The 1,504-nt window shown below is 62.1% G+C and carries 1 protein-coding gene and 1 pseudogene; both read left to right on the top strand.

Features of this window, described 5'->3' with window-relative positions; genetic code table 11:
• The coding region (locus EOA60_RS32475) for a hypothetical protein (RefSeq protein ID WP_128312590.1) at positions 1-1,035 on the top strand (1,035 nt) is incomplete at its 5' end.
• Between the two features lie 24 nt (positions 1,036-1,059).
• Positions 1,060-1,504 (top strand): annotated as a pseudogene (locus EOA60_RS32470) (AAA family ATPase); the annotation flags it as partial.

Raw genomic sequence — 1,504 nt, 5'->3', positions numbered from 1 at the left:
AGCGTCGCCAAGATCGTCGCCGAATACATCGCCCGGCTGGAAAACTCATTCGACTGCTGGCGCAACCGGCTGGGCTTCATGGATACGTTCCGCATTTCGCGCGCCGACAGCGGCTATCCGGTGTTCCAGAATCTGCTCGAATTGGAGAACGACCGCCGACAGGCAGATAGCCGGTTGGCCAACATTCCGCAGGCCGGCGAGTTGCGCGAGGAGATGGCCGACTTCATCCTGCGCCACAAGGAATTGCCTGTGGCGCTGCAAAGGTCGATGGCCGAGCGGCTCTATCTGGAGGGTGTCAAGAGCGAGACCACCTTCGGTCCGTTCACCCTGGCGCAGACGGCCAAAGTCTCGGTCAATCCGAAGACCATGCGGCCTTACTACCTCGTCCACTGGGCCTCGTTCGACGGCAGCGCCAACCTGCCGCTGATCTATATGGTGACGGTCGAGGACTCCTCCGAGAGCATGGTGCGACAGCTCGTCGACGCGAACGGCAAGCTGAACGAGAAGATCGACATTCCGCTTCCTGTCGATGGCCTGCTCAACCCCGAGCTTGCCCACCGCTTCGACGATTTCACCGAGAAGAATTCCGCCTACACGCTGTCGCCGGCGACCATCGCGGTCAATCTCGACAAGGATTTCGAGCCGCTGCACCCGAAGCAGTTGCGGCGCGTCGTGCTCGGCCCGTTCTATACGGCCGGGATCACCGAGAACAATTCGACCGTTACCGAGGTTCTGGCCAAGGTGCGCAAGCCGGAGAACGCCTGGTTGCTGACCTGGACCATCCAGGAAGTCTTTTCCAAGTCCGAGAAGCCCGGCCGCAAGGGGCTGTTCTCCAGCGAAAAGACGACGCAGGAATTCTTCATCAACACCGACGACCTCGAAGCCGCGCGCCAAGGCGTCTCCAGCTATGAGAACCACGCGCTGATCCCGCACGAGGCCTATCAGGCGCTCTATGCCGCGGGCGAAGCGCAGAAGATCTTTTCCGGCTACAAGGTCCACATCCTGTCCAAAGGGCAGGTCATCAGCGATGTGTGACCGTCGAACCGCGGAGCATCCGTAATGGACACCGGGCTGACCACGATCTCGGAATCGACAATCGAAAAGCATCGCGCCACCGCGCAGAGCTTCATCACCCGCATCGTCGTGCTGGAGGATCCATCGCGCGAGTCCGGCACCGCGCTTGCCGGCACCAACCGGCGCTTCGTCTCGACCGTCTCGGCCGGTTCGGTGCGCCGCACGCGCGAGGTCGAACTGTCGAAAACGGTCGCCGCGATCCATCCCGACGACCAGCTGATGAGCATCCCGCAGCACATGCTTCTCTACCGCGCCCGGCGAGGGCTCGCGATCGCGCTGGCCGTATCGGATGTCTTTGCCGAAGGATCCGATCTCGAAAGCCTGCAGGCCAAGAACGCGCGTGCCCCGCTCGAAGGCGACGAGGCGGCGAGATTCAAGAAGCTGCTGTCGGCCTCCGCCTATGTTTCGGCTTTCAGCTTCGCCTCCTACC

It is taken from the genome of Mesorhizobium sp. M1A.F.Ca.IN.020.06.1.1, from assembly GCF_004023265.1.
In the GTDB taxonomy this organism is placed as follows: domain Bacteria; phylum Pseudomonadota; class Alphaproteobacteria; order Rhizobiales; family Rhizobiaceae; genus Mesorhizobium.
This window is presented reverse-complemented; position numbering and strand designations above follow the sequence as displayed.